Source organism: Aquirufa ecclesiirivi (genome assembly GCF_011250515.1).
GTDB classification, from domain to species: domain Bacteria; phylum Bacteroidota; class Bacteroidia; order Cytophagales; family Spirosomataceae; genus Aquirufa; species Aquirufa ecclesiirivi.
Map to the genome: position 1 here is coordinate 71413 of NZ_JAANOP010000010.1, position 23373 is coordinate 94785.

The 23373-nt window shown below is 39.5% G+C and carries 15 protein-coding genes; 4 read left to right on the forward strand and 11 right to left on the reverse strand.

The features are described from left to right. Positions 1-3: 3 nt before the first annotated feature. The 6 genes from G9H65_RS12415 to G9H65_RS12440 all read right to left on the reverse strand — a co-directional run bounded on the left by G9H65_RS12415 (position 4) and on the right by G9H65_RS12440 (position 10603). On the reverse strand, positions 4-1065 hold the full coding sequence (locus tag G9H65_RS12415) for an aldose 1-epimerase family protein (protein WP_166375657.1): 1062 nt from the start codon (positions 1063-1065) through the stop codon (positions 4-6). Between the two features lie 14 nt (positions 1066-1079). Beyond that, positions 1080-3818: a c-type cytochrome gene (locus G9H65_RS12420; protein WP_235927513.1), complete on the reverse strand. Its 2739-nt coding sequence runs from the start codon at positions 3816-3818 to the stop codon at positions 1080-1082. 14 nt (positions 3819-3832) lie between these two features. Further along, complete coding sequence (locus G9H65_RS12425; RefSeq protein WP_235927515.1) at positions 3833-4576, reverse strand: 3-keto-disaccharide hydrolase; 744 nt, start codon at positions 4574-4576, stop codon at positions 3833-3835. A gap of 105 nt (positions 4577-4681) precedes the next feature. After that, positions 4682-5887, reverse strand: a complete 1206-nt coding sequence (locus G9H65_RS12430; protein ID WP_166375659.1) for an FG-GAP repeat domain-containing protein — start codon at positions 5885-5887, stop codon at positions 4682-4684. A gap of 63 nt (positions 5888-5950) precedes the next feature. Continuing rightward, complete coding sequence (locus G9H65_RS12435; protein ID WP_166375660.1) at positions 5951-7462, reverse strand: RagB/SusD family nutrient uptake outer membrane protein; 1512 nt, start codon at positions 7460-7462, stop codon at positions 5951-5953. Positions 7463-7495: 33 nt separating this feature from the next. Next, complete coding sequence (locus G9H65_RS12440; RefSeq protein WP_166375661.1) at positions 7496-10603, reverse strand: SusC/RagA family TonB-linked outer membrane protein; 3108 nt, start codon at positions 10601-10603, stop codon at positions 7496-7498. 352 nt (positions 10604-10955) lie between these two features. Here G9H65_RS12440 and G9H65_RS12445 point away from each other — a divergent pair, with 352 nt between their 5' ends. Then, a complete protein-coding gene (locus G9H65_RS12445) occupies positions 10956-12185 on the forward strand; it encodes a M24 family metallopeptidase (RefSeq protein ID WP_166375662.1) in 1230 nt (409 codons plus the stop codon). A 349-nt stretch (positions 12186-12534) separates the two neighbouring features. Here the strand turns inward: G9H65_RS12445 and G9H65_RS12455 are convergent, their stop codons facing one another. The 4 genes from G9H65_RS12455 to G9H65_RS12470 are packed head-to-tail and all read right to left on the reverse strand — an operon-like array spanning position 12535 to position 17690. Further along, complete coding sequence (locus G9H65_RS12455; RefSeq protein WP_166375663.1) at positions 12535-13962, reverse strand: ATP-binding cassette domain-containing protein; 1428 nt, start codon at positions 13960-13962, stop codon at positions 12535-12537. A 1-nt stretch (position 13963) separates the two neighbouring features. Further along, positions 13964-15871: an acetate--CoA ligase gene (acs, locus tag G9H65_RS12460; RefSeq protein ID WP_166375664.1), complete on the reverse strand. Its 1908-nt coding sequence runs from the start codon at positions 15869-15871 to the stop codon at positions 13964-13966. 18 nt (positions 15872-15889) lie between these two features. Further along, positions 15890-16108, reverse strand: coding sequence for a DUF6814 family protein (locus G9H65_RS12465; RefSeq protein WP_109322643.1), 219 nt, complete (start codon positions 16106-16108; stop codon positions 15890-15892). A gap of 1 nt (position 16109) precedes the next feature. Next, positions 16110-17690 carry an MFS transporter gene (locus G9H65_RS12470; RefSeq protein ID WP_205753313.1) on the reverse strand — a complete coding sequence of 527 codons (1581 nt, stop codon included), beginning with the start codon at positions 17688-17690 and terminating at the stop codon, positions 16110-16112. Positions 17691-17834: 144 nt separating this feature from the next. Between G9H65_RS12470 and G9H65_RS12475 the strand changes: the two genes are divergently transcribed. Continuing rightward, entirely contained in the window at positions 17835-19379 is a 1545-nt protein-coding gene (locus G9H65_RS12475; protein ID WP_166375666.1) for a serine hydrolase domain-containing protein, read from the forward strand. 121 nt (positions 19380-19500) lie between these two features. Continuing rightward, entirely contained in the window at positions 19501-20529 is a 1029-nt protein-coding gene (locus tag G9H65_RS12480; protein WP_166375667.1) for a sugar phosphate isomerase/epimerase family protein, read from the forward strand. Between the two features lie 226 nt (positions 20530-20755). On the opposite strand, the gene G9H65_RS12485 is transcribed toward G9H65_RS12480, so the two are convergent. Continuing rightward, entirely contained in the window at positions 20756-21589 is an 834-nt protein-coding gene (locus tag G9H65_RS12485; RefSeq protein ID WP_166375668.1) for an NAD(P)H-hydrate dehydratase, read from the reverse strand. A 107-nt stretch (positions 21590-21696) separates the two neighbouring features. Here G9H65_RS12485 and G9H65_RS12490 point away from each other — a divergent pair, with 107 nt between their 5' ends. Further along, positions 21697-23343 (forward strand): carboxylesterase/lipase family protein, encoded by a 1647-nt coding sequence (locus G9H65_RS12490; RefSeq protein WP_166375669.1) that lies wholly within the window; start codon positions 21697-21699, stop codon positions 23341-23343. The last annotated feature ends 30 nt before the right edge of the window (positions 23344-23373 follow it).

Consider the following 23373-nt stretch of genomic DNA (forward strand, 5'->3'; position numbering starts at 1 on the left):
CTTTTATTGTATAAAATTAGTTAATTTCTCTGGTTGTTTTTGTTGATCTAAGACTTCTAAAGTCACAGAAAAACGTTTCTTATCTCTAGGGGCTAAAAATAATAATGAGCCTTCTTCACGAGCTGCTTTTTGACCAATGGGTGGATTTGTTCCAGGTTCAATCCCTGTCACATATTCATCCTTTCCCCAATGTTGCCAATTGGTTAAGCTAGGCAATTCTCTTTTGTCGTACGACATCTTCACGCCTAGTCCTAGCTGTTCATTATAAAGTCCGCAAGCTACTTGATGCTGGGCATCAATGACTGCATCAATAAATGCGACTTCTTCACCACCTCCTAAATGGATATCCAATGGGGCTGGGCAAGTCTTGTAATCATTTCCTTCCTTGAAAATCAAGGCATCTTGAGTTCCCTCAAAACGGTATTTCCAAATTCCATCCGCCACAATCTTGGTTCCTTCGTCAACAAAGGGCCAGCCAAAATTAAAATGATATAATAACATCAAAGGGGCATCTGTATTGCCTTCATTGATAATTTCATCTTCAATTTTCAGAAATGCTTCACCTAATCGACCAGAAATTGTTCTTTTTAATGTCAAACATGGTCCAAAAATCACATGCTGACGAATAATACCTGTAATACTCATGTCTAATTGACCTGAATGAATATCAGGTTGTACAATGGAAGTAATTTCAGCGATTTGATTACTGATTTTTCCATGAATACCACGACTACCGAACTCATCTTGTTCTGGGCCACCTACGTGGTCTAGACCACAAGTGGTCAGCAGTCCTCCTCCAAAGGTGCGTAACCAGTGCAGCCCCTGATCTGACAGGGGCTGTGGACTGGTAATGCCTGCATGGGAAATCCATGCTAAACTTTTCTCTTGGTAAAAGGCCTCGGCAATATCCATACCGCGATCTAGTACAATTTTGTAGCGAAATCCCGCTCCCGTATCCATCCAAGCTATTCGAACGCCTCTACCAGCTCCGTTATCTAAAGTGGAGGTTTCAATGCCTCCGAGTTGCTTGTGATTGGATATTTTATCTTTCCAAGGATACGTCATCTTTTTCTATTCAATTATTTAGCAGCTGGTTTAGCAAACATGGCATTCGCCTCACTACCACCTGACATTAAATAAGCCATTAAATCTTTCAATTCTTCTGGATTCAAACTATTGATCAAACCAGCAAGCATAGGAGATACTCCTGAATACTTCACAGAAGTTACATTTTTCTTCAATACTTTTTCAACTTGATCTGGTGCATAAGGATTTTGAGAAACATAGAATGCCACTTTGTCTTGGTTGGTAATACGACCTACCACAGACGTTCCATTTCTCAACATCAACTGCGAAGCTGCATACTGATCTGAAACCGTTTTGTTAGGATCGATAATTGCTTCCAAAATATCCTTCTTAGAGAAACGAGTTCCTAAATTAGTCAAGTCTGGACCAACATTACCACCGCCATCAGAACCTACTGCGTGACAGTTTCTACATGTGGTAGCAGCAAACATCGATTTACCATTTTGGAAATCACGATTTGTTAAAGGGGCATCCAAAAGTGCTACGGCATCATCTACTTTCCAGTTTCTACCTGGACCTTTAGGAGCATTCACTTTCACTAAATCATTACCATTAGCTGTTAATAAATCAGCACCTGACATTTTATCGTATTTAGCACGTTGAGACTCAGCTACATTTTTCAAAGCTAATTTACGAGCACGGTCAATGAAACCAACATAACTACGTCCACCTTGAAACTCAAATCCTTTACGGAACCAAGCGAAATAACGATCGTGTAATTCAGGAGTCCAATTGTTCTTAGCTGCACTTAACATAGTAGCCAAATAAGTTTGTTGCGCTGGTGGAATTTTTTCCAACATACGTGCGATATCCGTTCCATACTGAGGGTTACGCATGATTAAGTCTGCAGAAGAAGTTGCCGTTTCAGCACGGTAAGCAGCTACTGAGGCAGTATCTTTTGTTTCTAACAATCTCAAGGTACGAGGAATGATGTTGGGTGCTTCCAAAGTTACCAAAATACGGCTCAATGAACGAGTTAAGTTCATTTGTCTTGCTGGATATAATGCATCAAACTTCGCAACAATCGCTGAGGATTGAGAAGCATCTGGCAATCCGTTTCTTAGGATATTCAATTCAAAGGCACGGATGTAATCAATCTGTAATGCTTCATTGAAACCTTTGTTATCAATTTTCAATAATGCTGCATTGATGGCATTTTTGTTTTCAGGCTTATCCATACGAATCAATCCAATCAAAGCATTAATAGCCGATACTGGATCTTTTTCATTCAATGCTTTCTCTTTCCAAGAATCAGCTGGATTATGTTCTAGAGCTATACGAGCTGCATAACGAACAAAGCGATCTGGGCTATTTAAATGTGGCCAAACTGTTGCCACAGCAGCAGGATTAGGACCATTGTGGAATACCTCTAATTTACGACGTAATTCATTCAATGGAGTAATCTGAGATACTACTTGCTTGGTAGAGGCTTCTTCAGGACCTGTGTAATACACACGGTATAAATCAGATTCCAAACGACGACCTCCAATCAAGAAATACAAGGCACCATCAGGACCAATTTGACCATCAGTCAATGGCAATGGAATACCTGATAAGAATTCTTCACGATCTGCAGAATATGACGAACCTTGTGGCTTCAACTTAATTAAGTGAGCTATACCAAATGTCCAGTCGAACGCCAATAATGATTTTTTGTATTTCGCAGGGAATTTAGCATCGCGCAATGATAATAAACTGGTGGGTGAACCTTGACCGATATTCAATACAGGAGGTAAGTTATCCGGTAAAGAGGGTGACCATTTGCTATTACCTGTTCTCCATCCATGCTCAGAACCTGAAGTTACATGGTTGATACGAGTTGGGCGGTACCAAGGTAAACCAAAGTCCCACTCCATGTCAGCATCATATGCGAATAAATCACCTACTTCATTGAAAGCAATATCAAATGCGTTTCTATATCCTGCACTGATTAGTTCCCATTTTTTACCATCTGGATCAATGTTTACTACATATCCACCTGGAGCATAACGGTCGTTAGCATGTCCTCTTGGATCTTTGATCAAAGGGAATAAGTTATCCTCATGCCAGTTTTTCGGCAAACGGTAAGCATCCATTGGAGGCACATCGGTGTGGTTACCATTGATTAAAAAGATGGATTTTTTATCAGGTGATAAAATGATCGAGTGAGGACCATGTTCTCCTTCACCTTTGAATTCTTTCATCAACGTGATTTTGTCGAATTGGTCATCTCCATCCAAATCTTGTACACGATACAAGCCACTACCACGAGGGGCATAGCTAGGTGCGAAGTTTGGATTACGGCCTGGAGTGGCTGCTGGGGGATTCACAGGAGCCACACGTGCATTCACCATGACGTACAAGCTATTGAACGCATACAGCAAACCGTGTGCATTGCCAATTCCTAAAGTATCTGCTCCTTTACCAAATTTCAATTTCTCAATTTTTGGCGTATTGTCTTTTGATCCAATCGCTGGAATAGTTAATCTAAACAATCCACCATATTGGTCAGAAGCGATCATTCTTCCCTTATCATCAAAACACATCGCTACCCATGAACCAATTTTGGCATCGGAAGGACTAAATAAATGTTCAACTTTAAATCCTGGTTGCAAACGAATCTTGTCCGTTTTAGGATTAGCCCCTTCTGCCAGGGCGGGTTGTACTTTGTGGAGTGAATTGTAGCCAAAACTGCCCAAAGCAATGACGGCTGCAAACACCATTCCAAGTTTAACTAGAGGTCTCATTTTCATATAATTAACTGTGTTTATTTAAGAGTTTTCAATCGAATGTTTTTGTATTCTACTTTCATGGGAGGTCCTACGTGTACTTGCATGCCTAACCAACCAGCAGCTTTTCCATTAATTTTATCTAAATCCGTTACATCACTCATCAAAACACCATTGATGTAATGCAACAAATGATTGCCTTTGGCCACAATATGTAGTTCGTTCCAATCTTCAGATTTAATCGAAGTTTTTAATGAATCGGAATGACCTAAAGATCCTTTTACTTGGCGTGCAGTCCAGTTATTTCTTTGCGCCAAGGTGCGTAAGTTATTTTTCAATTCTGGATCTGTTTGCTCATTGATCACGGATACTTCTCCACGGTATGCCAAGGTAGTACGCGCACGTTCTTCGTAATTTTGACCCGTATAGCGATTATTACCATCGATATCTGCTTGATAGCCCTTTAAAGCAAAGGGTAAATCAGGCAATAATTCTTCTGAACGGTAGTTTACACCCGTGTTTCCTGCTTTCGTAATTTTAACATCAGCTTTAAACTCAAAATCAGCAGGTTGTCCGCCTCTCCAAATTAAGAAATGGTTTCGTTTCAATACCGTTGCTGGAGTAATTTCTCCGACAATCGAGCCATTTTCAACACGCCAATAGGCTGGATCTCCCTCCCATCCTTTTAAGCTCTTTCCATCAAAGATTTTCTTGAATCCTTTTTCCTTAGGCTTGTCCTGTAGGCCTACCGAGGGATTGCGAAATGCAAAGAAAGGAAGCATTAGCCCCACGAGGCCTAGGTACAATAATTGTTTTTTCATAGGTAATAATAGATTTATGTAAAAATTAGTGAAAAAATCTGCATTTATATAATGTTTTATAGGGTTTTAAGCCTTTTTCTTCGAATAATGAAAAAAGACAAAAACTCCTTTTTTATTCGAAATGACAATGTCTTTCATCCCATCCTGATTCATGTCTTCAATCACGATATGGATACCTGCTCCTGAATCATCATCTATGTCATGACTCATCCAAGTTGGGGTTTTACCTGGTTTAAATTCATACCAACGCAATAGAGATTTTTCAAATTCTCCTGGATCTTTACCATTATGTGCCATAAAGCGCTTACCTACCACAAAATCAGGATGTTTATCTCCATTCAAATCGGCCAACGCCATGGCATGTGTTTGAGAAAGATCTTTTTGTATAACTTGTGTTTCTACACCCGTAGCTGTCCGGCGGTGCCACCAAATGCCATAATCATGTGCGGAGGAATTGAGCAAATCCACTAATCCATCTCCATCCAAATCCAATACCATAATGTGCGCACTATCAAAACTTAAAGCGAGTGGATGATAAGTCCATTCGTTAGCCAACACATCTTGTGGACATTCCCACCAACCTTCTTTGAAAATGATGTCTTTTCGACCATCTCCGTTCATGTCGCCATGACCTAAACCATGCGTGTATTTATGTGTCCCTAAACTTGGGTTGGAGGAAATCACGTGTGCTTTCCAAATGGTATCTTTTTTAGTGCTAGGTGCTTGTAGCCAAACCATTTGTTTTGATTTGGAATCATTGCCAATAATATCTTTTAAACCATCACCATTGACATCTTCAAATAGTGGTGATTCATTCCCGATAGAGGCATATAAAAAATGTCTTTTCCAAAGCTCAGCTTTGTTTTTGGGATTCTCAAACCAAAAAACTGCTTCACCCGGCAATCCCACTTTAATCAAATCAACCCAGCCGTCGTGGTTTACGTCCTGAGCAAAGTTTAAAAATGAATTACTGTATCCTTCATCCACTTTAAATATGTGGTCTTTCGGGAATACTTTTAATGATTTATCGTAACGAATATCATCGTCACTGATTACATGTTTCGTCCATTTGGGTGCTTCAAACCAAAAAGCACCGGCTAAAACGTCCTTTTTCCCATCATGATTGACATCTCCTACACATACGCCCTCAGAAAGGAAAGTTGAACTCAAAGTAACTTTCTTAAAATCTGGAGTATGAGAAGCAGCTATGCTTTGCCCGATAATCATCAAGCTCAACAGTATTGCCTTAGTTTTCAATGTAAACGTTTTCATGACGAAAGGAGAAAAAAATAGCTGTCCTGCTAATCTAGGACAGCTATTTTACTAATTAGAAAATTACTTAATATTAGGATTCAATGCTGCTTCATCAGCTGGCAATGGATAGTATTTCTCAATAACACTAAATGAGTTACTACGTAAGGTATATCCTCTTTCATAATAATGAGCAAATGGATCAGCTTTAATTGCATTTCCTTTGGCAGTTATTCTCTCTTTATATGTATCTGTACGAACTAAATCATGCCAACGCTTATTTTCGAAAGCTAACTCCCAACGACGCTCATTCATTAAAGCAGTACGGAATTCAACTTGTGAAGTAGCTGTCGTATTTGGTAAACCAGCACGCTTACGCACCATGTTCATGTAAGTAGCAGCTTCAACCGTTTTTCCTTGCTCGTTTAAAGCTTCCGCTAAGAACAATAAAACTTCAGAATAACGGAAAATAGGCCAGTTCATACCATGGTTACCATTTAATGAGTGTGTTCTCATAAACTTTTTGATGATTGGGTATGTTTTTCCTTGCCATAAAGTTGTGGAACAAGTAATATATCCAATGGATGCATCCTTACGCAAGTCTCCAGCTTCGTATGAATTAATTAACTCAGGCATAGGTGCATTATTCCCTTCACCTGTTTGAGGCTGAGGGTTTGAAGTACCTGAAAGCGTAAATAATTCAGCAGAAGTCATAGGTCTAGGTAAGAAATTATACATAAAAGAGCCTTGAAATCCATTAGCACCTTCTTGATACTGAACTTCAAAAACACTTTCTGCATTATTCTTATTACCTGTACTCGTTGTAAATGCATTGTTGTAATCAGGCATTAAGGAATAAGAGCCTTCAGCAATTACCTCTCGACATAACTTTTCTGCACCAGCCCAGTTTTTTTGAATAAGGTACAAGTTAGCTAAAAGTGTTTTAGCCGCACCAGAGGTAGCGCGACCCGGTTCTTGCGTTGCTTTTGGTTTTAACCCAGCAATAGCTCCAGTCAAATCACCAATGATAATTTTAGAGATATCATCAGCAGTTCCCAATTTGGCTGCAGCAGCCTCACGAGTCGTTACTGGAGTCAATTGCAAAGGTCCTTTATTGAAATATCGATAAATTTCAAAATAGGCAAATGCGCGCATGAATTGAGCCTGTCCTTTTAGATTTGCTTTAGTAGCAGCATCAAAATCAGCTTTATCGATCAATGCTAAAATTTGATTAGCACGAGCAATAATCAAATAATCTTGACGGTACTGATTTAAAACGTGTGTGTTGGTTGTTAAATTATTCGATACAGGAATCGAAAAATCTGCCAAATCCTCTTGTTGCTCTGTCGCACCAAATGCCGTATTACGATAGTAATAGGTATTGTCTGAGTGCATTTCAGATAACAAATACGAACGATCATTGTAAATAGTTCGTAATGGAACATAACAAGCATTTACTGCTTGAGTAAAATCGGCTTCAGTCTTAAAAAACGTAACTGAACTTAAACTTGTTTCTGGAGTAATTTCCAAGAAACTATCTGTGCAACCTGTCAATCCGACAGCCAGCAAACAGCTTAATATTATTTTATTTTTCATTGTTTCTAAAAATAAACGTGATTATCTGGCTAATTAAAAGTTAAAGTTGGCTCCCACTGTGAAAGTACGTGGAACTGGGTAGTTGGATAAATCCACACCTGGACTCAAGTTACCACCGTCACCTTGTCCGTTTCCTTGTGCACTTGTTTCAGGATTTGGTCCACCCCAATAATTAGTAAACACGTAAGCTTGTTGACATGAAGCATACACACGTACCGACTTGTAAACCTTGGTTGGCTTAGCAAATGTATAGCCCAATGTGATGTTTCGAATCGTGAAATAAGAAGCATCCGCTACAAAACGACTGTTCATCCAGTCACGCTCGATACCTGTTACGTTACCACCACCAACAGTAGTTCCATACATACCCATTCCTGGATTAGCCTCAGAACGGAAACGATATTTAGCACCGTCAACCATATTAAACACACCATCTAAGTTGGCAGTTGAATAGATATGGCGTACTAACAATTGGTTACCATAAGATCCAGAACCAATGATATTGAAATCCCAATTCTGGTATGTTACGTTGTTCGTGATACCATAAACGAAATCTGGGAATGGATTACCCATGATTGTACGGTCATCCGCATTTCCACCGTAATCTATAACACCGTTTCCATTGAAATCCTTAAGTTTAATACTTCCTACAGTTGAACGTCCTGGAACTTTAGGTGAATTTGCCAAATCAGCTGCATTTTTATACACACCATCAGCAATCACACCATAAAATTGACCAAATGGTTGACCTACCTTAGTGATGTGAAATGATCCATACACACGGTCAATACCAGGAGCTAAAGCTACTACTACGTTACGGTTAAATGAAATGTTCGCATTAGTAGTCCATTTAACTTTACCCGTTGTATTTGTTGTATTTAAAGAAAATTCATGCCCCCAGAATTTGATTTCTCCGATGTTATCATTGAAATTACCAAAACCTGACTCTTGAGCAATTTGTACTGCATATAACAAGTTGGTTGTATTCTTAGTGTAATAATCATATGCGAAATTGATACGGTTATTAAATAAGTTTAAATCCAAACCTAAATCCAATTGCTGAGTAGTTTCCCAACCTAAATTTGGATTAGCTAAGGAACTTACAGCAGCACCTGTGGCCACAGTATTTCCAAACACACCATTCACTGTATTGTTAATCAAGGCATATGAAGTATAGTTACCTAGGTTGTTATTTCCAATAATACCCCAGCTACCTCTTAATTTCATGAATGAAACAACTGGTAATTCTGACATAAATGCTTCATCAGAAACAACCCAACCAGCACCTACTGAAGGGAAAGTACCCCAACGGTTGTTAGCACCAAAACGAGACGATCCATCACTACGAATAGCCGCATTAAATAAATACTTTCCTTTGTAGTTGTAATTCAAACGGGCTAAATATGACGTTAATGACCACTCTTGTACACCAGAGTTAGTCCCACCTCTTGCGATATTAATCGCCCCCTGAATAGTAGGAAGACGATCATCAGCATAAGTATCAGCCTGAATACGAGTTGATTCCTGACGGAAATATTGGTTGGTATAACCTCCTAATAATTCAACTTTATGATCTTCATTGATAGTCTTGTTATAGGTTACTGTATTTTCATTCAACCAAGATAAATTTTCAAAATTCTCACGAATCGAAACTGCTGTAGTTGGAATAGGTGTATTAATCGCAGAAGTTGCATTGGAAGGATTAAAGAAGAAAAACTTCGTTCTCAAAATCTCACCATTCATGGATGATTTAAATTTTAATCCTTTGATAGGTTCAAACTCAACAAAAGCGTTTGATAACAAATTAGTAGTGGTTGTTTCATTGATTAACTCATCCGCTGAGCGTACCCAGTTGGCATAAGCAAAAATGTTACCCGTACTAGCTGGGAAGCGATTGAATTTGGTCAAAGTTTTTCCATCAGCCTCATAAATAGGCATGATTGGCCACGTGTGTAAGGCATTAAACAAAATACCTGTTCCACGATCGCCATCAGTTCTTGGTGTGTTATCATAGACCATTTGTGGTGCTACGTTAAAACCAATAGTCACTTTATCCGAAATATCATATGTTGAATTCAAACGCAATGAATACCGCTGATAATCTGTATTTCTAACTACACCTTTTTGTTGTAATACACCAGCTACTAATGAAGTTCTAGCACGCTCTTTATTTGAAGTAATAGATAAAGTATAACTAGAAATTGGTGCATCTTTATTTAGCAAGGCATCATACCAATCATTGTTTTTACCTTTATACTGGGCTGGATTTTGGAATTCAGCAGGAACAGGTTGCTTCGCATCTTCGAAAGATTCTTTCTTGAATTGTGCAAATTCCTCAGCATCCATCATATCTAAACGACCTTTCATCGGTACATTCTGCACACCCGTAAATGCGCTAAAACTTACATTCATTCCTGCACCTTTACCTTTCTTTGTGGTAATCAAAACAACACCATTCGCTGCACGAGAACCATAAAGTGATGTTGAAGACGCATCTTTCAATACGGAAATGTCTTCAATCTCATCTGGATTCATCGCACCAATCGATCCTGTAATCGGGAAACCATCTACTACGTATAAGGGATCAGAACCTGCCGAAACTGACAATTGACCACGAATACGGATGTTCATACCTTTACCAGGTTGACCAGTAGTTTGGTTGATTTGAACACCTGCTAATTGACCTTGTAATTTCTGGCCAATTTGAGTTACTGGCAAATCTTTTAATTCTTTGTAACTAATGGTTTGTACAGCACCTGTGATTTCTTTCTTCACTTGACTACCATAACCAACGACAATGATTTCATTCAAAGTCTTGTTATCCGCGGCTAAGGAGATATTCAAAGTCTTTTGACCAGAATAAACAACATCTTTGGATATAAACCCTACTGAACTAAATCGCAAAGTTTCATTGTTTTTAACATCGATGGCATAGTTACCTGAACCATCCGTAGAAGCTCCACGAGTGGTACCTACTATAGTAACGGCAGCACCAATTAAAGGCTCCCCGTCGGAACCACTTACTTTACCTCGTAGATTCTGGGCTTGTGCCATTGCTACCGAGGACAAAAAGAAAATCAGCGCTAGAAGCAAGCCTCCAGTCCGATTTCCCATTCGTAGGTCGTAAAATTTGTTTTTCATAAAGAAAAATTTAAAGGTTAAAAATGTGTGATTTTGATTAATTCAGAAGCTGAGTTTTAAAGCAACATGATTAATAACTATCGAAATTTAGAATATACCTCTACCCTAACCGTCCTTATCTATCCTTATGAAAAAAATAAAAAATTTCTAGATTTCATCAAAAAAGTACTATTTCATGTATTTAATGGTAATTAAAAATCTATTAAATAGCACTTTAACTGCATTATTTTGAAAATTTCCTACCCACTCTGTTTTATACTGACTTGACCTGAAAACTGATGAAAATCATCATTGAAATACGGACTTTCAAGAAAAAAGAAAGAAATTAGAATATACATTTCAATTCTATCCCATGATTCATCGACGACAATTTCTACAATCTTCCTCCCTAGCTTTATTGGCACCTAGTATATTAACCCAATCCAACCCTTCCTTACTTCCTCTCTCCTTTAATCCAATTGGTTTGGAAGAAAGAAAACAAAGGATAGAAAAGGCTCAAACTTTATTACTAAAAAATAAAATGAGGGCTTTGATTTTGGATGCAGGTACGAGCATGGAATATTTCACTGGAATTAAATGGTACCCTAGTGAAAGATCTTTGTTGGCCATCATTCCTGACCGAGGAGAAATAAGTTTTATTTGCCCGGCCTTTGAAGAAGATCGATTTCAAGAAATAAATGTCATTAGCCAACAAGTCCGTACTTGGGAGGAGCATGAAAATCCTTTCGCCATGACGATTCAATGGTTGAAAGATCAAGGAATTCGCTCTGGAAAATTAGCGATCGAAGAAAGAACTCGATTTTTCATCTTTGATGGATTAAGGAAAGCGGGGGCTACTTTTCAACTTGTCAGTGGTGATCCTATAAGTATTCCTTGTCGCATTATAAAGTCTCCAGCAGAAATAGCTTTAATGCAAAGAGCAAATGATATCACAGTGGAAGCAATCAAAGCTGGTATGGCAAGTTTAAAAGAAGGTATGACACCTGTGGAGGTTGCTACCAAAATTGCTCAAGTACACAGGAGCCAAGGGGCGGTACATGATTTTGCTTTGGTGAATATGGGTGTAGCTACTTCCTATCCTCATGGAAGCAATAAACCCCAAATTTTAAAACAAGGGGATGTCGTATTAATGGATGTAGGGTGTGTGGTTGGAGGATATAGCTCAGATATCACCCGAACTATTGTTTTTGGAAAACCGACCGAAAAACAAAGGAAAATTTGGGATTTAGAGAAAAAATCACAGGCTGCTGGTTTTGCTGCGGCACAATTAGGTCGCCCCTGTGAAGAAGTAGACAGAGCGTCCCGAAAAGTTTTGGAAGATGCAGGGTTTGGTCCTGGTTATCGACTACCGGGTTTACCTCATCGAACGGGACATGGAATTGGCATGAATGGACATGAATGGGGAAATATGGTAAAAGGAAATAAAGATCCATTGCAAGTAGGGATGTGTTTCAGTATTGAACCAACTATTGCCATTCCGGGTGAATTTGGGATTCGACTAGAAGATTGTGTGTATATGACTCAGGATGGTCCTCGCTGGTTTTCTCAACCTAGTCCGTCCGTTGATATTCCATTTCAATAATTAAACAATTTTCTAAGTAACTGTTTTATAAATATTGAGTTTTCTTTTTACTATAACCTATTTAGTATGAAAAGGTGTAGTATCTTGGGATTAATGAATTGATTGAGAGGTAGTTTGGGTTGGAAAAAATTAGGGTGAGGGTGAGGGTGAGGGTACGGTGAGGGTGACGGTGAGGGTAACGGTGAGGGTAACTGTGAGGGTAACTGTGAGGGTAACTGTGAGGGTAGATTTGACAACTTTCAAAAAGTTGTCAAATCTAAGTGGCAAACCTAAGTGTCAAATCTAATCCTCTCCCTCCAAAATCCACATGAATATCTTGATAATCTAAATCAATTGACTGATAAATAGACTAAAGCATATTCTTTCTTTGGGTAACACAGCTAGGCACATCCTGTTCATAATGAGAAACATATAGTAAGGTGAATTCGTCTTGTTCTGACATAAAGTCCAACAATTCTTTGACATGCCGTATTTGTTCTTCATCCAAGCCCTGACAAGGTTCATCCAAAATCAATAAGGGGGGATTCTTCACTAAGGCCCGGGTCAATAATACCAATCGCTGTTCTCCCGTCGAAATCTGTTGGAAATTCCTTTCACACAAATGCGCCAATCCCATTACCTCCATCCATGCCTCCACCCTTCCGCTTTGGTCCACACTCATTCTCTTCCCCAAGCCCATGATGTCAAATAACCCAGATGATATGACCTCCCTCACAGTACCCGGTGCTCGAAAATACAAATGCAATTCAGGACTTACATAACCTATGCGTTTCTTGATATCCCAAATACTCTCACCACTGCCTCGTTTCTTATCAAATAAGAGCAAGTTTTGAGCATAAGCCTGCGGATTATCCGCCGAAATCAAACTTAACATTGTGGATTTCCCTGCTCCATTTGGTCCCGAAATCAACCATTTATCACCTTGCTTTACTTCCCAATTAAATCCTGTCAAAACTAACTTTTCTCCGTACTTAACCCGTACATCTTTCATTTGAATGGCCCATTGGAATGAAGGAAAAACTTCTTTCGTCGTACTCAGCTCCTTTAGTTTAGCTTTCCAATCATCCACCCTAGATTTGATAAAAAGCTGTTTTCGCTGTTCATAAGCTTGTTTGTCCCCTTGCCAAATAGATTGCCCAGCCTCTAATACCATGATATGAGTCACCGTTTCGGGTAATTCCATGGCTGAACTAATCAAAATAAAATGAATACCTAACTCAGGTAATTTGGCCAAACACTGACTTAATATTTCTCGACCTTGAGCATCTAATCCTAAAAATGGATTATCTAAGATCAGCCAATCAGGTTGTTTTAATAAGGCCTTCACCAATTGCAATCGCTTATTTTCACCATTTGACAATTGAATCAAGGGCTTGTTGGCCAATGCTGCTAAATGAAAGACATCTAACCACGCATTAATTGCAACAGAATCTTCCTCTGCCAGCTCTTCCAAAATGGTATAGGCATCCTCTGAATCTTGTGAATTAAAGCGTTGCTGTAGATAAAAATCAGATACATTGCTACGGTTCTTAAAACGATGCTGCTGCTCAATCCAGTACACTTTTGAGCTAGGTGAGCCATCTTGAAAAAAGCTAACTGTTCCTTTTCGAAATAATCTACCTGTCAAGGCTTTCGCTAAAGTCGTTTTTCCAGCACCCATCGAACCAACAATAGCCCAATGCTGCCCCTCCAATACTTGAAAGCTAATATCACTCAATACTTGAGTACTCCCATAAGAAGCACTCAAATGTTGAATATCGGCTAAAATCTTTGCCATACTAAAGCCTCTCCTCCTTGATTTTGTCCACAACTGAAGGATCTAATAAAGTGGACGTATCCCCCAAATTATTGATATCTCCTTCCGCTATTTTTCGCAAAATCCGGCGCATGATTTTTCCTGAACGTGTCTTAGGTAAACCCGTCACAAATTGAATTTTATCTGGTCTGGCAATGGCTCCAATAATCTGACTAACCGTAGCCGCAATGTCTTTACGTGCCATCACAGGATCCTTGGGCGTTGAAGCCATAATGACATAAGCATAAATGCCTTGCCCTTTAATATCGTGTGGGTAACCCACCACGGCTGATTCAATGACATCCGTAAACATATTGATGGCATTTTCCACTTCAGCCGTCCCAATGCGATGGCCTGAAATATTCATCACATCATCTACTCGACCAGTAATGCGGTAATTCCCATCCTCGTCGCGCATACAACCATCACCCGTAAAATACAAGTTCTCATAAGTAGCAAAATAGTTGGTCCGACAACGCTCGTGATCTCCATAAGTAGTCCTTAAAATTCCCGGCCAAGGAAACTTAATGCAAAGATTTCCTGAAACACCATTACCTATTATTTCCTCCCCTTTTTCATCAACCAAAATGGGCTGCACTCCTGGTAATGGCAATGTCGCATAACATGGTTTAGTCGGAGTAATATTAGCCAAGGGAGAAATCAAAATACCTCCCGTTTCAGTTTGCCACCAGGTATCCACGATCGGACAATTCCCTTTTCCAATATGTTCATTATACCAATTCCACGCCTCCTCATTAATCGGTTCTCCTACCGATCCCAAAACACGTAAACTACTTAAATCTTTGTCTTTGACATAATCCAATCCAAACTGCATTAAGGAACGAATTGCCGTAGGAGCTGTATATAAAATATTGACATCATGCTTATCGACAATATCCCAAAAACGACCTGCATCTGGGTAAGTCGGAATACCTTCAAAAATCAAACTAGTTGCTCCCTGAATCAATGGTCCATAAACAATGTAAGAATGGCCCGTAATCCAACCAATATCTGCAGTACAGAAATACATTTCCCCAGGCTGATATTGAAAAATATTTTGAAAAGTATATGCCGTAAAGACCATATAGCCTCCACATGTATGCACCACACCCTTAGGCTTACCTGTTGACCCTGAGGTATATAGGATAAACAAAGGATCTTCAGCATCCATTTCTTCGGCTAGACAATCCGTCAATCCTAAGCTACGCATACGATCCATTTCTGAGTTCCAAAAAAGATCGCGGCCTTTGATCATACTTACGGGCGACTTAGATCGCTCCAGTACTAACACCTTTTTCACACAAGGACAAGAGATAATAGCCTCGTCCATGATGTGTTTTAGGAAAATCTCTTTATTGCCCCGATGTGAACCATCGGCAGTAATGACCATGGAACACTGTGCATCTTGAATACGGTCGGCAATAGACTGTGCTGAAAACCCTCCAAACACCACCGAATGTATCGCACCAATACGCGCACAAGCTAAAACCGCTATGGCCAATTCTGGTACCATAGGCATGTATAAACAAATCCTATCCCCTTTCTTCGCACCATTTTGTTTTAGAACATTCGCAAATGTGCATACTTCTTGATGCAATTCTCGATAGGTATAAGTTCTATTCGCTTCATTGGGGTCATTGGATTCCCACACGATGGCAGGCTGATCGGCTTTATCGGCCAAATGTCGATCTAAGCAATTTTCAGTAATGTTCAAAGTAGCACCTTGATACCAGGCTATTTTAGGCTCTTTGAAATTCCAATCTAAAACTTTATTCCATTTTTTCTTCCAAACAAAATTTTCAGCTATTTCACCCCAAAATCCCTCTGGATTTTCGACACTATATTGGTACGCTTTTTCGTATTCTTCAAAATTTTCTACTTGTAATTTCATGCGGATTTTGTTTTTAATCTATAATTCATATTCGTTTTGTAAGGCATAAAGACCAAATACACACATCCCACCGGTGATGATGGGTGATAATATAAAGGTGTAAATGATGGCGGGAACTAAACTCTCCATGTCGCCTTTCGCAAACAAGGGAATCGCTTGCTCAACAATCAAAAAATAAGCTGCGGCAATTCCCAATAGGATCCAAATAGCCCCAGCTATACGTCTAATGTTATTCATCTCAATCATTGATCTCTCGATCTTTTCCGTTAATGTATAATAATCCAATCACAAAACAGACCCCACCTATGATGATAGGATACCATAAACCTTCTAAATAAGGCTTTGCATAAGGCAGGCTTTGTCCTGCTGCTGCGGCAACTTCATTCGCTGTATTCGCTTTGGCAGCCAAATAAGTGGCTACCGCCGGAAGTAATCCACCAAAAATACCATTCCCTATGTGGTATGGTAAAGACATGGATGTATATCGAATGGCCGTAGGAAACATTTCAACCAAGAAAGCAGCTATAGGCCCATACACCATGGTCACATACAATACTTGTATAAAAACCAGCAATATCAACATCCAAAATGCGTGCTGACCCACATGAACTGTTTTTTTCAATACGGCTTTTTCTCTTTGAATGGATGGCAAATGAGACACTTTTTCTGTCTTTTCCTCCAATAATTGCGTTCCATCTGTATAGCTATATATGGTGCGCGTCACCTTAGATAAGGTTACGGTTCCATCGATCATGTGATAATCCGTTTGAACTTGACGTGAATTCGCTTTCTCCGTCTTTAAATTAACATCGGCGAGCTCATACATGGCCTGATAGATTGGACGGTAGGTACAAATTGCAATGAGCATACCTGCCAACATGATACCTTTACGACCAATCTTATCGGATAACCATCCAAAAAATATAAAGAATCCCGTACCTGCTGCTAAAGAAATAGCAATAATGTAATTGCTTTGTTCAAATTCAATATTCGCTACTTTTTGAAGAAATGAAAGGGCATAAAATTGACCCGTATACCAAACAACCCCTTGTCCCATGGTGGCGCCAAAAAGAGCTAACAGCACAAACTTGAAATTCAATTTCTTCCCAAAAGATTCTTTCAAGGGATTCGCCACAATCTTACCTTCTTGTTTAGCTTGGGCAAACAAGGGAGATTCATCCATGTTTTTACGGATGAAATAGGAAATCCCTACCATCACAATAGAAATCAAAAAAGGTATTCGCCAGCCCCAATCATTGAATGCTTCTAGGCTCATCGACTTCTTGGTGGCTAAAATCACTAACAAAGAAATGAATAAACCCAATGACGCTGTGGTTTGAATCCAGGCTGTCCTTAGACCTCGTTTATTAGGTTCTGCATGCTCTGCGACATAGGTAGCTGCCCCTCCATATTCTCCTCCCAAGGCTAATCCTTGTAATAAGCGTAAGGTTAAGACCAAGATGGGAGCTAAAAAGCCAATACTAGAATAAGAAGGGATCAAACCAATGGCAAACGTGGAAAAACCCATGATTAAAAGGGTTACCAGGAAGGTGTATTTTCTTCCTAATAAATCCCCTAAACGACCAAAGAATAAGGCGCCAAAAGGACGTACGACAAAACCCGCAGCAAAGGTGGCTAAGGTTGATAAAAAGGCAGCTGTAGGATTATCCGAAGGAAAAAACTTAGTGGCTATGATGACGGACAAACTCCCAAAAATATAGAAATCGTACCATTCAATCAATGTACCTACGGAAGAGGCGGCAATTACTTTACGCAATTTATTTCCATCAAAGCTCTCGCTTTTTTCATGTTGTAACATAGTTGTATTCATAGGTTGAAATCCATGTCTTAGCCCCACAATACCTATCACTAAAACATGAAAGTCTAAATTACTGATAATTTCATTATTTTTAGAAATCTTTAGACAATAGAATTGTAAAAAATCACTCCATACCAATTAACCATGAAAAAATTAACGCTGTTTATTTATATTGTCGGGATTTGGTGCCTCAGTATCGGTCAAAATCTAGCACAAAGCCTTTTTAGAAGTACACCCGAGGCTGAGGGCGTTTCTTCTGCAGCCATCGAACAATTCATTGATTCCTTTGATGCCAAAAAACATGAACTACATTCGGTCATGATCCTTCGGCACGGAAAAGTGATCGCTGAAGCGTGGTGGAGTCCTTATGCCGCCAATTTGAAACACAGCATGTATTCGGTGTCAAAAAGCTGGACTTCCACAGCCATCGGTTTTGCCGTTGCTGAGAAAAAAATTCAAGTGAGTGATAAAGTCATGACATTTTTCCCTGAATATAGCGAACTAGCGAAGAAGCCCTACATCGCGGATTTGACCATTCAACACCTATTAACCATGTCAGTTGGGCATGAAGTAGAACCCTTGCGCGGAGTGGTAGCCACACAGAATGATTGGATAAAAGGATTCCTCTCAGCAAATATTGCACATCAACCCGGCACTAAATTCTTGTACAATACCTTAGCTACCTACATGCTTTCTGCCATCATTCAAAAAGTAAGTGGACAAAAAGTAGTGGATTACCTGAGTCCTCGACTATTCAAAACCTTGGGTATACAAGGTGTTGACTGGGAAGTGGATCCCAAAGGCATCAATACTGGAGGTTGGGGAATTCGAGTGAAAACGGAAGATATGGCCAAGCTGGGTCAATTATACCTTCAACAAGGTAAATGGAAAGGAAAGCAAATACTTCCTGCTGCTTGGGTTGCTGAGGCTACATCCAAACATATCGACCAAGATCCTAGTGCAAGTGCAGAGAAAAGAGCCAATTCTGATTGGTTACAAGGCTATGGTTATCAGTTTTGGCGCTGTAGAAATGGGGCATTTAGAGCTGATGGAGCCTATGGACAGTACATTGTGATGATGCCAGAACAGGATGCTGTAGTTATCATCACCTCAGAATCGCATGAATTACAAGATGATCTAAACATGGTTTGGAAGCATTTACTTCCTGCCTTCGAGAAAAAACCTTTAGCTCCAAACCTGGCAGCGCAAATCCATTTAAAAAACAAACTAGCTCACTTAGGATTAACTGCTCCCACTCAGGACAAGGCCATGTCATCTTCAAACTGGAGTAATCCGTCGGTTCAGTTAGAAAAGAATGCATTGAATATAGAGCAAATTGGATTTCAGTTTGAGGGTAAAAAATTAAACCTTCAATTAACAGACAATAAGCAACAAAAGCATCTAATCCCTGCTGGTCATGGAACATGGGCTTCAACAAGTACAGAAATGCCTGGGCCTTATTTATTAAGAGCTGCTAAGGCGAATTTAGAAGGTCAATCACCTTTTAAAGTAGCATCATCCTACCGCTGGATCAATCAAAACACGTTGGAAATCACCTTACGTTTTTATGAGAGTCCTCACCATTGGGTATGGACATGTCAATTAGACCAAAGTCAATTTAAGATGGACATTAAAAACTCGTTCGATCGACTAAATACGATCAAAGTAAGCGGTAATCTGAAACTTTAACCTACGTAATACCCTACTCGTCGCAAAATAGGGAATGCCGTATAAGAATATTGAAAACTTTTTATAACATTGTACAATAGCAAAATTATTGCAAACAAGATTCCATTTAAATCGTATATCTATGTCAACTTATTTACCAAAAAACTCATCTCGTCGTCAATTTTTACTTTCGGGATCCTTGGCCACGATGGGCCTATTTTTGGCGGGAAAAGCCAATGCTTCTTCCTTACTCTTAGCCGCTAAACCAGATTCAAAATTTGCTGGTGTACAAATTGGAGCAATAACATATTCCTACCGCAGTTTACCAGGTAGTATCGAGCAGGTATTGCAATATTGCATCGACAGTAACATTTCTGCCATTGAATTAATGGGTGATGCGGCTGAGGATTTTGCAGGAAAGCCTAAAAACCCAAATCCAAGACCTATGATGGGGCCTCCAGCTCCTGGCCAAGCACGTCCACAAATGACGGATGAGCAAAGAGCTAAAATGGCGGCTTATCAAAAAGAAGTAGCAGAATGGAGAGCATCTGTTTCTATGGATAAGTTCAAAGAAGTGAAAAAAATGTTTGATAAAGCAGGTATTGATATTTATGCCTTCAAACCGAATGCTTTAGGACCAAACAATACCGACGCAGAAGTAGAATATGCATTAAAAGCGGCAAAGGCTTTAGGAGCAAAATCGGTAACGATTGAATTACCAACAGATCCTGCACAATCGCAGCGTTTAGGTGATTTAGGAGCTAAGCATAAAATGTACATTGGCTATCACTTACACACTACAGCTACTGATACAGCTTGGGATGTTGCCTTAGGCCAGTCGCCATACAACTCCATGAACTTGGATTGCGGTCACTACATCGCAGCAGGAGGAAATAATACAACGGCAAGTTTATTGAAATTAATCGAATCCAAAGCTGATCGTATTACTTCGATGCACATCAAGGATAGAAAGAACAAAGATAATGGTGGTCAAAATCAAGTTTGGGGACAAGGAAATACGCCTTTGAAAGAGATTCTTACTTTGATGAAAGAGAAAAAATACAAATTCCCAGCTACCATCGAATTAGAATATGATATCCCTGCTGGTTCTGATCCAGTTTCAGAAGTGAAGAAATGTGTTGCTTACGCAAAAAACATTTTGGTCGGATAGAAATAAAATCTGGCATGAAAAATGCCAGATTTTAAAATTATAAATGGTGAATGGTAAATGGTAAATTATGCTATTTCATTTCGCTATTAAAAAAACAATCATTGAATTGAATTGAATAGGTGGATAAAACGAAAGTTTTGTTCACCTATTTTTTTAATTTAAAATTGGCAAAAACCAACCCATGGTAACACTTTTGAATCCTCCATTTACCATTCAAAACTTACCATTACATTTTAATTTGCTTGAGCATCTCAATCAAATCCCCAGCAATCAAACTGGATTTGGAATGGTTACTTGCGTACAAGTCACCCGCCAATCCATGATAATAGACTCCTAAGCAAGTCGCCAAACCAGGAGCATAAGATTGCGCTGCCAAAGAAGCAATGATGCCAGCCAGTACATCTCCACTCCCAGCGGTAGCCATCCCATCATTTCCCGTACTATTCATCCATACCTTAGTATCCGAAGTAAAAACATGGGAATTCTTGCCCTTGACCACCAACTGAACTGGATAGTGTTGGACAAATTTTTGTGCCTCCTCTAATGCAGATTCAGCATCAACTGTTTTCCCTACAAGTCTACTTAATTCTCCCAAATGAGGTGTTAATATATGATTCTCTCGCAGCAAGGCATACCATTCTGGATGTTGTGCCAGTAAGCTTAAACCATCTGCATCAATCACCGTGGGAGATTTAACATGTTCCAATAAATACTGTAGTTCTTCTTCAGCAGACTCACTCAAACCTAGCCCAGGTCCAAAAACAATGGCCGAATGCTCTTTCTGCCAAGGTAAATTCTCCAACACAGATTTCCCCTCATTGATTTCATACATGATTTCTGGATTATTGGCCAACAAAGGAGTCACTCCTTCTTTTGGAATAATGGCCGTCACTAAACCACAACCTGCCCGTAAGGCGGCTCGAGAACATAATATCGAGGCCCCAATGGTACCTTCACTCCCAGCAATTACCCAGACTTGACCAAAGCTTCGCTTATGGCCATCCAATGCTCTTTCTTTACGGTGGCTTTGCACCCAATCTTCTTGCAGGACTGTTATCATTTTTATTCTATTTTATCGTCAAATAATAAAATTTATAAGCAAATTTGCAATTCTAACAATCGAGAATTACTATTGTAACAAACTGATACAATAATTATTCAATACACATGAAAAGAATCTTACAACTAGCTGCAGGCTGCCTTTTCAGCCTATCCCTGTTTACTATGCATGCACAAGGACCCAAAAACTCCTATGGTATCGATGTACAAGTAAAAACCAAAAACGGAACGGTAGAAGGTGAACTTGACACTCGATCTAAAATCGTAAGTTTCAAAGGCATTCCCTTTGCTCAAGCTCCTGTAGGAGAATTGCGCTGGAAAGCTCCTCAAGAACCAAAATCTTGGAATGGAGTATTGCAAGCTAAACAATTTGGTCCAAAAGCCGTACAGACTCCCATCTTTGGTGATATGGGATTCCGAAGCAACGGCATGAGCGAAGATTGCTTATACTTAAACGTTTGGACTCCTAAAGTAGAATCAGGAGCTAAACTACCCGTATTGGTCTATTTTTATGGCGGCGGTTTTATGGCTGGAGATGGCTCTGAACCACGCTACGATGGAGAATCCATGGCAAAAAAAGGCGTAGTTTCCGTAACCATCAATTACCGCTTGAACCTATTTGGTTTCTTCTCACATCCAGAATTAACGCAAGAGTCGCCGAATAAAGCCTCTGGAAATTATGGCTACATGGACATGGTGGCTGCATTAAAATGGGTCAAAGCGAACATTGCACAATTCGGTGGAGATCCCAATCACGTGACTATTGCAGGAGAATCTGCTGGCTCTATTGCCGTTTCCGCACAAATGGCCTCTCCTTTAGCAAAAGGCCTATTTCAAGGGGCTATCGGTGAAAGTGGCGGTTGGTTAAGTAATACCTTAGCACCCATGAGCCTAAAAGATTCAGAAAAATATGGAGCAGATTGGGTTAAGAAAATTGGAGCTACTTCCTTGAAAGAATTGAGAGCTATGTCGACCTACGAATTATATCAAAAAATGGTTGATTCTAAGACCTTAAGCTTCCCAGGTAATATTGATGGCTATTTCATGCCAAAAACAGTTCGTGAGATTTTCGAAGCAGGAGAACAATCCCAAGTACCTTTATTGGTAGGTTGGAATTCCGAAGAAATGAACTTCCGTGCTATTACCAAAGGAAAAGCTGCATCTCCAGAAGTTTTCAAAGAAGTAGTTAAAGAATTGTACAAAGACAAAGCCGATCAAATTTTGCAATTATACCCTGCCAATACGGCGGAAGAAGCAGAGCAATCCGCTACCGACTTAGCTGGAGATCGTTTCTTAGGTTTCTCAACTTGGAAATGGTTTGATTTACATCGCAGACATAGCCAACAACCAGTATATCGTTATTATTTCGCTCGTGCAAGACCGGATATGGTACAAAAAGACGTAGAGGCAGCACTTGCTGGTGGTGTAGTAAAAAGAGACCCGAATGCACCCAAAGCCCCTAAACCAAAAGGTGCTGTTCACTCAGCTGAAATTGAATATGCATTAGGCAATTTATCGACAAATCTAACTTATGCATGGACCCCAGAAGATTATAAAGTATCCCAAGTCATGCAGGAATATTTTGCCAATTTCATCAAAAACTGGAACCCGAATGGAGGAAATTTAGCCAATTGGCCAGCAGCCAAAATTGAGGCTAAACCAGAATTGATGCTGTTGGACGTAGAGTCTAAAGTTATTCGTGGCGAAAAAGATGCCCGATATGAATTTTTAGATCAAGATTCAGGTAAAAAATAAATTGCTTATTTTTACTTAATCTAACGTAAA